Raw genomic sequence first — 8,172 nt, forward strand, 5'->3', positions numbered from 1 at the left:
CCAGGCTCCGGACATGCTCGATCAGCGGGGTCAGCCCGTCCGGATATTTGCGCGCATCCACGGCCCAGTCCCCCAGCGCGCGCGTGTCATCGTCGCGCACGCCGAACCAGCCGTCATCCAGCACGAAGCGCTCCGCGCCAAGGCTTGCGGCACGGCTGGCGATCTCTTTCAGTTCCTCGGGATCGTGGTCGAAATAAACCGCTTCCCAACAGTTGTAGTGAACCGGGCGCGGGCGATTGGGGTCAGGGAATTTCACGATCCGGTCCCGGAGATGCCGTTGAAACGCGACCGCGCAGCCGTTGACCCCGGCATCCGAGAAGGCGGCGTAAAGCGTGGCCGTCGCGAAATGCGTGGCCGGTTCCGTTTCGGTCCCGCTGGCGTGGCCGAACTGGATTTGCCGCCGCCCGTCGGGCAGTTCTTCGGCCACCATACGGTGCCCGCCGGACCAGCCGTAGTGAAAGGCGCGGGCCTGCCCCGCTGTATGGGTGGTCCCCGGCGACGGCAGCAGAAGACCGGGGAAATGTTCGTGCCCCGTGCGCCCGGTGCGGTTTTCGCGCGCGCGCATGCCTGCCGACCAGGGCGTGGAAACGGGCTGGAACTCGCCGCACCAGCGGCCGGCGAAATCGACCATTTTCCGTCCGTTCTGCGGCGCGGGGAAAACCGGTGCGGCCAGCCAGTCCAGCGTGACGGGGTCGGGCGCATCGACCTCGGCCCGGGCCGTGACCATATGGGTGTCGGGGTCGATCCCGAAAAAGGCGGCATAGCCAATTTCGCTCTCGGCATCGCGAAACCGCAGGGTGAGCATATCTTCCGCGCCCTCGTCACTTTCGAACCGGAAACGCGGGGTGAAGCGGCCCCCTTTGGCGTCCCGCAGGACAATCCCTGGCTGGCCCGGAAAGCCGCGCGTCTCCTCCGGACAGATCGACAGTTCCGGTGTTTCGTCCAGCATGCCGCCGGTCACGTCGATGGCATGCGCCTGCGCAAGCGTCGAAAGCTCTTCGCCATCCGGCAGCCGCGGCCCCCAGTAGACGATCTCCGGCAGGCGGTCCTCGCGGGAGGCGAGAACCAGCGACTGACGGGCATCATCGAGCCGCCAGCTTCGCATCATTTGACGGCCCCCAGTGTCAGCCCCGCGATGAAGTGCCGCTGCATCAGAAAGAACATCAGCACCGGCGGCAGCGCCGCGACGATGGAACCGGCCGACACCAGATGCCACGCGGCGACCCATTGCCCGTTCAGCGAATAGAGCCCGGCGGTGATCGGTTGCTGATCCGCCCCCTGCGTCAGCACGGTGGCCCAGAAATAGTCGTTCCAGATGAAAGTGAATATCAGCACCGACAGGGCCGCCAGCGCGGGTTTCATCAGCGGCAGGACCACGAACCAAAAGATGCGGATCTCGGATATGCCCTCCACCCGCGCCGCCTCGATCAGTTCGAACGGCAGCGCCTTGATGAAATTACGCATGAAGAGCGTGCAGAAACCGGCCTGAAAGGCGATGTGGAACAACGCGAGCCCGTACCACGTGTTGTACATCCCCAGATCGAGCGTGAGATCGCGCACCGGCACCATGAGAATCTGGAAGGGAACGAAATTGCCCGCGATAAACATGAAGAACAGCAGTAGGTTGCCCTTGAACTTGTAGACGGCCAAAGCGAAGCCGCTCATGCAGCTTATCGCGACCGCACCGATGACAGTCGGGATCGTCACCTTGAAGGAATTGAGGATGTACTGCCCGATGGGCGTCTGCTGGAAGATGGCGGTGTAGTTTTCCAACAGGTTGAAGCTGCTGGGCCAGCCCCAGTAATTCCCCGCGGTGATATCCCCCGCGGAACGGACGGAGGTCAGCGCCACGGCAATCAGCGGCAGCAGCCAGACGATGAGTGCCACCGGCAGCGCGACCTTGTAGACGGTCTGCGCCACGGCCGAGCGTTTCTGGATCGGCGTCGGAAACATCTCAGTAGCCCTTCTCGTCGCGGTACATCTTCCACAGGAAGCCGGTGATGTAGACCATCATGATCAGGAAAAGCACGACGGCGATGGCCGCCCCGTATCCCATGCGGAAGCCGTATTCGCTGAACGCCTGTTCATACATGTAGAACGCCAGCACGCGGGAGGAGCCCCATGGCCCGCCGTCCGTCATGATCGAGATAAGGTCAAAGGAGCGCAGCGCGCCGATCACCGTGACCACCACGGCGATGAAGGTCGCGGGCCGTAGCTGCGGCAGGATCACGTACCACAGCAGCTTTGCCCCCTTGGCGTTGTCCAGCCGCGCGGCCTCGATCTGTTCGGGATCAACCGCATTCAGACCGGTGAGGTAAAGGATCATGCAATAGGCCGTCTGCGGCCAGAGACCGGCGGCAATGATCCCGTAGGTCACATAGTCTTCGTTGGCGAGCACGGCGATGGGTTCGATCCCGAACCACCCCAGCGCAATGTTCATCAGCCCGTAGGAGGGATCGTAAAACCATGCGAAAACCAGGCCCACGACAACCTGACTGATGACAAAGGGAAAGAAGAAAAGGGATTTGTAGATGCGGATGCCCCGCACCGTCTGGTTGAGGAACAGGGCCACGAAAAGGCCCATGGGAATGGCCAGCATATAGAGCACCAGCCAGATCACGTTGTTCTTGAGCGAGGTATAGAACGCCTCGTCGTCCATCAGTTCGACGTAGTTGTCGGCGCCGACCCATGTCCTTTCGCCAAGACCGTCCCAGTCGTAGAACGAGATATTGATCGACTGAAAGATCGGAATGATCACGTAGACCGCGAACATGAAGATGCCCGGCGCGAGGAAGAGCCAGGGCGCGAGGCGCTGCTGGTTCTCCTTCCACCATGACCGGCGCAGAGGCGGATGGGTATCGGGAACGATGGGAGCCGTCATGGCGCTGTCTCCGGCTGGAGTGGGGCGGCAGGTTCAGGTGTCCCGCCCGGGAGGGGCCGGGCGAGACGGTAAAGCGCGATGCGGGATTATTCGTAGACCCGCTGCCGCACTTTTTCGAGCCGCTCGAGGATCTTGTCCATGCGCTCTGGTTTGACCATGAATTCCTGAAAGCCTTCCATGCCGGCCTTGGCCATTTCGGCCGGGGCATCCCGGTCGAAGAACTGGGCGATGCCGCCTTCCGTCCCGCTCAGCATTTCGTAGCCTGCCTGCAGGAACTTGTCGTCACCGACCTGGCTGTCCTTGTTGATGGGCAGCTGGCCCAGCGTCTTGTTGACCTCGGTCTGCACTTCGGCGCGCGCGAGGTAGGCAAGGAACTTCTTGGCGTCTTCCTTGTTCTTCGCGTTGGCCGGAATGTGGATCGTATCGGTCGGCGCTTCCTCTGCCATGGGCACATCGTCGGAAATGCGCGGGAACTGGAAGAAGCCGATCTGCTCGTCCGTCAGCCCCGCCTCACGCAGCGGTGCCACGGCGAAGTTGCCCATGACGTACATGGCCGCGTCACCCTGCACCATGGGGGCCAGGGCTTCCTGCCATGAATAGGCGGCATGGTTTTCGAGGAAGCAGTTCGCATCCAGCATGCGCTTCCAGTTTTCCATCGTGGCCTTCACCCGGTCGTCCGTCCAGGGAACCTCCCCCTTGGTGAGCGCCATGTGAAAATCGTACCCGTTGGTCCGTAGGTTGAGGTAGTCGAAGACCCCTGCGGCGGTCCATAGATATTTCGTTCCGATGGTGATGGGTGTAATGCCCGCTTCGGAAAGCGTGTTGCAGGCAGCGAGCAGGTCGTCGAAGGTTTCGGGCGCGGTGATGCCGTTCTGCTCGAAAATGTCACTGCGGTAGTAGATGCCCCACTGGTAATAGGTATAGGGCACGCCCCAGATCTTGCCGTCGATGGTCATCGACCCCTTGGCGGAGGCGAGCGTCTCTCCCAGCCCGTTCTGCTCCCACACGTCGTCGACCGGCTCGAAAAGGCCCGCCTCAACATAAGGCAGCATCCGGTTGCCCGCGTACCAGTTGGCAAGGTCCGGCGCATCGGCCGTCAGGAAGTTGCGGATCGATGTCTTGTACCCTTCGTGATCGAAAAGGTTCCACTTCACCGTGATGTCCGGGTTCTCTGCCTCGAATCCCGCAATCAGCGCCTCGAAGGCGGCCTTCGGCGCTGGGTCCGAGGTATCGGTGTTGATGACAAGCTCACCGGCGACGGCGGTGGACGTGAACAATGTGGTCGCGGCCAGCGCACCGGCCAGCCTGCTGTTGAATGCGTTCATGGTTCTCCCTTTCTCCTCCCGATGCAAAGTCTCAAATAATGGGACAAATGTTTTGCATATTGATAAAATAATCTCATGATGCTAACCGAGTCAATGTCAACTTCGTTAATGCCGGGGCAGAAGGTCGGAATGAACAAGCAGGTCGTATCGGACGGAACGCTGGGCAAATCGCTCGACATCCTCGACTCGGTCGTGGGCTTCGGTCGGGCCGTCCGCTTTTCTGAAGTGCTTGAGATCAGCCCCTACCCCAAGGCCACACTTCACCGCATCATGCAGTCGCTCACCAGTCAGGGCATGCTGGCCTATGACGAGGAACGGCATGTTTACGTGCCGGGCATGCGGCTCGTCCGAACGGCGCGCCATGCGTGGAACCAATCATCGCTCGCACCTTTGGCCGCACCCTTTCTCGATACGCTTGCCAGCGATGTGGGCGAAACCGTTCACCTTGCGCAGATGGAAAACGGCAGGGTCGTGTTCATCGACAAACGCACCCCTGAAAACGGCTTCAAGACGATGGCCGTGGCCGGACGGCGCGCGCCTGCCCATTGCACCGGAGTGGGCAAGGCCATGCTCGCCTTCATGGACGAAAAGCGCAGGGCGCAGGCGCTCGAAAACCAGCTCTACGAACCCTTTACCCCGGCGACCCATACAACCCCCGGCACACTGATGACGGAACTGGACGCGATCCGCGCCAGCGGCGTGGCCTATGACCGCGAAGAGCATGAACAGGGCATCGTGTCCATCGCGGCGCCCATCTTCGACGGGTATCGGCGGGTGATCGGGGCGCTTTCCATCGTGACGTCGACCATGCGGATGGCCCCCGATGCGCTGGAAAATTTCCGGCCCGCCCTGCTGCGCACCACCGCCCAGATCGGGACGGAGGCCGCTGTCTGGCCATTTCCGGCCGCCCAGTGACATGACCTAAATTTCAGGGGAGCGAGGAACGAATGTCAGGCGTAGCACTCAACGGGGCCGTCAAGCGATACGGTGAGGTGCAGGTGATCCACGGGGTCGATCTGCAGATCGATGACGGCGAGTTCTGCGTATTCGTCGGCCCGTCGGGCTGTGGCAAGTCCACCCTGCTGCGGATGATCGCGGGACTTGAGGAAACCACCGACGGCAGCATCGCGATCGGCGGGCGCGACGTGACCCGGGCGGATCCTGCGGAACGCGGCGTGGCGATGGTGTTCCAGACCTATGCGCTCTATCCCCATATGAGCGTTGAGGAGAACATGGGCTTCGGTCTGCGCATGAACGGCGTGGACAAGGCAACCATCAAGTCGAAGGTGCGCGACGCAAGCCGCATCCTGCAGTTGGACGACTACCTCGCCCGGAAACCAAAGGCGCTTTCCGGCGGGCAGCGCCAGCGCGTCGCCATCGGCCGGGCCATCGTACGGGGGCCGGAGGTTTTCCTTTTCGACGAACCCCTGTCCAACCTCGACGCGGAACTCAGGGTCGACATGCGGGTGGAAATCGCCCGACTCCACAAGGAGATCGGCGCCACGATGATCTATGTCACCCACGATCAGGTGGAGGCCATGACACTGGCCGACAAGATCGTCGTGCTGCGGGCGGGCCATATCGAACAGGTCGGCAGCCCGATGACCCTTTACGAGGATCCGGACAACCGCTTCGTTGCCGGGTTCATCGGATCACCCAGCATGAATTTCATGAACGGGGAGGTGACGGGCGGTAAGGTCGTGATCCCCGCGCTCGGCAACATGGCCATTCCCGCCAACGTCGCCCTGCCCGCTGATGGCCGCGCCGTGATCGTCGGTGTGAGGCCGCAGCACCTTTCGGTCACGGCGGCGGAATCCCCTGTGCGGATCGACATTCGCGAACGCCTTGGCGGTGTCGCCTACGACTATCTCGATACGCCGACCGGCGAACGCATCGTCGTCGAAACACGGGGCGACGAAGCCATCCCGGAAGGCAGCGGCGTGCGGGTGGATTTCGACCCGGCACAGGCGATGTTCTTCGACGCGGAAAGCGAATTGCGCCTGCGCTGAGCCGTTCAGGCTTTCACCGCCTCCATGAAGCGGTGCCGGATCACCACCGGGTCCAGCGTGATCACCGGCATCTTCACATTGCCGCTGTCGCACTTGCAGACGATCACGGTCATCTCGTCACTGTCGATCGCGTCCCTCAGGACCGGGCCGAGGTCCTTGTCCTGCACCTCGATCACGTTATCGCATCCGCAGGCGCGCGCCACTTCCGCAAGCGAGGTCTTTTTGCCCGCATAGGTCGGCTGATCGCCCGTTGACCCATAGGACCCGTTGTCGATGATCAGCAGCGTGTAATTGCCTGCGGCGTTGTTGCCGATGGTGGGCAAGGTGCCAAGGTTGGTCAGGACAGAGCCGTCCCCATCGATGGAAATGACCGGCTTCGGCTGCACCAGTGCCAGCCCGAACCCGATGGAAGAGGCCAGCCCCATGGTGCCCAGCATGTAAAAGTTGGTGGGCTGATCATCGATGCTGTGCAGTTCCTGACTGGGCAGGCCGATATTGCAGACGACAAGGTGGTCACGGATGATGGGCGCGATGTCGCGCAGGATCTCGGAACGTATCATTGGTCGCCGTAGCCTCCCCAGAAGTTGGCGTCGGTCAGGATCGCCACGGGCTTGTTGCACATGAAGGTGTACTTGAGGATATTGTCGAGCTCCTCCACGTCCTTCTGGCGGTGAAAGTGATAGGTCGGAATGTTGAGTTGCGCGAGCAGCGCCTTGGTATGGACCGCCATTTCCACCTGACAGGCGACCGGTTCGCGCAACTCGCCCCGGTAGGAAATGATCATCGGCAGCGGCATCCGGTAGAACTGGATCAGCGTGACGAGCGTGTTGATCGTGACCCCGATGGCGGTGTTCTGCATGATGATCGCGGGCCGTTTGCCCCCCATGAAAGCCCCGGCGCAGAGCCCCATGCCTTCGTCCTCCTTGTTCGCGGGGACGTGCATGATGTCGTCGCGGCGCTCGACCTCCTCAATCACGCCGGCCAACTGCTTGCAGGGCACGGTAGTGACGAAGAACACGTCGTTCGCGACAAGGTCATCCGCGATCTTCCTGTCGATGTTCATCTGGAGTCTGCCTTTCCTCTGGGGCGCCCGGCGGCGCTTTGGCGGGATATGGGGTGGGCTCTGTGCGGCAAGGAACCGTTCTGCGCCCGTAGCGGCTGTTGCCCCATTGGTAGCCCCCGGCGGGGGCCACCGCAATACGACCGGATCTGGTGCCGGGGCACGCGTATCGATCAGACCGGCGGCGAAAGAGGAGCCGCACATCGACGGCACGGGCGTGGCCTTCCATATCTTTCAGTCGGGATAAACGCGCCGCCGGGTGCAAACTAGCCGAGGTATCCCACGAAAGAGACGATTTTCCAGTTTCCCCCCTCCTCTCGGACCAGGGTGAAGACGGATTGCCAGCCGTAGGGTTCGCGCGTGCCGTCCCGCAGCGGAAGGGCCCCGTCGAAAACCTTGTGAAGAAGCGCGGTGCCCTCCGCGTAGAAATCAATTCTGGCGATACGCGCGCCTTCGAACATGGCGCGCCGCAGCTTGTCCGGATCGGCCCGCTCCCGCGTGAGCGCCGACATCTCCAGCCAGCGGTCCCGGTATGCCGAAAGGTTTGGAAAACCCACCGTCCACTGGAGAGGATCCCGCGACCCGCCCGCGTCCAGCGCAATGAAGCGGGCCGCGTCGAAGTCATCTGCGACCGCAGCCCAATCTCCGGCGAGGAAGGCATCGATATCGGCACGCATGTGCCTTTCCCAGAGCGTGTGGCGCACAGGATCGTTACCGGAATCGAACGGATTGTCGAAAGGGCTCATGAAAATCTCGCGGTGCAGCCGGGGCGATGTGCTTCGGGTAATACGACGCGGGGCCGGCAGCAATATGGCATCGCAAAGGGTCCGGGGCTGCTTCTGTCCTTTTCATCCGGAGGGCGCTAGGGAGGGGCATCCATTATCGAAATGCGCCCTG

The 8,172-nt window shown here is 62.1% G+C and carries 9 protein-coding genes; 2 read left to right on the plus strand and 7 right to left on the minus strand.

Annotated features, from left to right (window positions below):
• From A3764_RS15065 to A3764_RS15080, 4 genes are all read right to left on the minus strand, one after another.
• Positions 1 to 1,108, minus strand: a 1,108-nt coding sequence (locus tag A3764_RS15065; RefSeq protein ID WP_201722440.1) for an alpha-galactosidase, incomplete at its 3' end; no start/stop codon positions are given.
• Positions 1,105 to 1,953: a carbohydrate ABC transporter permease gene (locus A3764_RS15070; RefSeq protein WP_067926088.1), complete on the minus strand. Its 849-nt coding sequence runs from the start codon at positions 1,951 to 1,953 to the stop codon at positions 1,105 to 1,107. The genes A3764_RS15070 and A3764_RS15065, both read right to left, overlap by 4 nt.
• Before the next feature lies 1 nt (position 1,954).
• On the minus strand, positions 1,955 to 2,881 hold the full coding sequence (locus tag A3764_RS15075; RefSeq protein WP_067926093.1) for a carbohydrate ABC transporter permease: 927 nt from the start codon (positions 2,879 to 2,881) through the stop codon (positions 1,955 to 1,957).
• 86 nt (positions 2,882 to 2,967) lie between these two features.
• On the minus strand, positions 2,968 to 4,206 hold the full coding sequence (locus A3764_RS15080) for an ABC transporter substrate-binding protein (protein ID WP_067926096.1): 1,239 nt from the start codon (positions 4,204 to 4,206) through the stop codon (positions 2,968 to 2,970).
• Between the two features lie 129 nt (positions 4,207 to 4,335).
• Here A3764_RS15080 and A3764_RS15085 point away from each other — a divergent pair, with 129 nt between their 5' ends.
• Together A3764_RS15085 and A3764_RS15090 are read left to right on the plus strand one after the other, a co-directional pair.
• Positions 4,336 to 5,121 (plus strand): IclR family transcriptional regulator, encoded by a 786-nt coding sequence (locus tag A3764_RS15085; protein ID WP_067926099.1) that lies wholly within the window; start codon positions 4,336 to 4,338, stop codon positions 5,119 to 5,121.
• A 32-nt stretch (positions 5,122 to 5,153) separates the two neighbouring features.
• A complete protein-coding gene (locus A3764_RS15090; protein WP_067926102.1) occupies positions 5,154 to 6,215 on the plus strand; it encodes an ABC transporter ATP-binding protein in 1,062 nt (353 codons plus the stop codon).
• A gap of 5 nt (positions 6,216 to 6,220) precedes the next feature.
• On the opposite strand, the gene comE is transcribed toward A3764_RS15090, so the two are convergent.
• The 3 genes from comE to A3764_RS15105 all read right to left on the minus strand — a co-directional run bounded on the left by comE (position 6,221) and on the right by A3764_RS15105 (position 8,021).
• A complete protein-coding gene (comE, locus tag A3764_RS15095; protein ID WP_067926106.1) occupies positions 6,221 to 6,775 on the minus strand; it encodes a sulfopyruvate decarboxylase subunit beta in 555 nt (184 codons plus the stop codon).
• Positions 6,772 to 7,278 (minus strand): sulfopyruvate decarboxylase subunit alpha, encoded by a 507-nt coding sequence (comD, locus tag A3764_RS15100; RefSeq protein ID WP_067926109.1) that lies wholly within the window; start codon positions 7,276 to 7,278, stop codon positions 6,772 to 6,774. Before comD ends, comE begins: the two co-directional genes overlap by 4 nt.
• 263 nt (positions 7,279 to 7,541) lie before the next feature.
• Complete coding sequence (locus A3764_RS15105) at positions 7,542 to 8,021, minus strand: hypothetical protein (RefSeq protein WP_067926317.1); 480 nt, start codon at positions 8,019 to 8,021, stop codon at positions 7,542 to 7,544.
• Positions 8,022 to 8,172: the final 151 nt, after the last annotated feature.

The sequence above is a fragment of the Sulfitobacter sp. HI0129 genome, from assembly GCF_001635395.1.
In the GTDB taxonomy this organism is placed as follows: Bacteria; Pseudomonadota; Alphaproteobacteria; order Rhodobacterales; family Rhodobacteraceae; genus Sulfitobacter.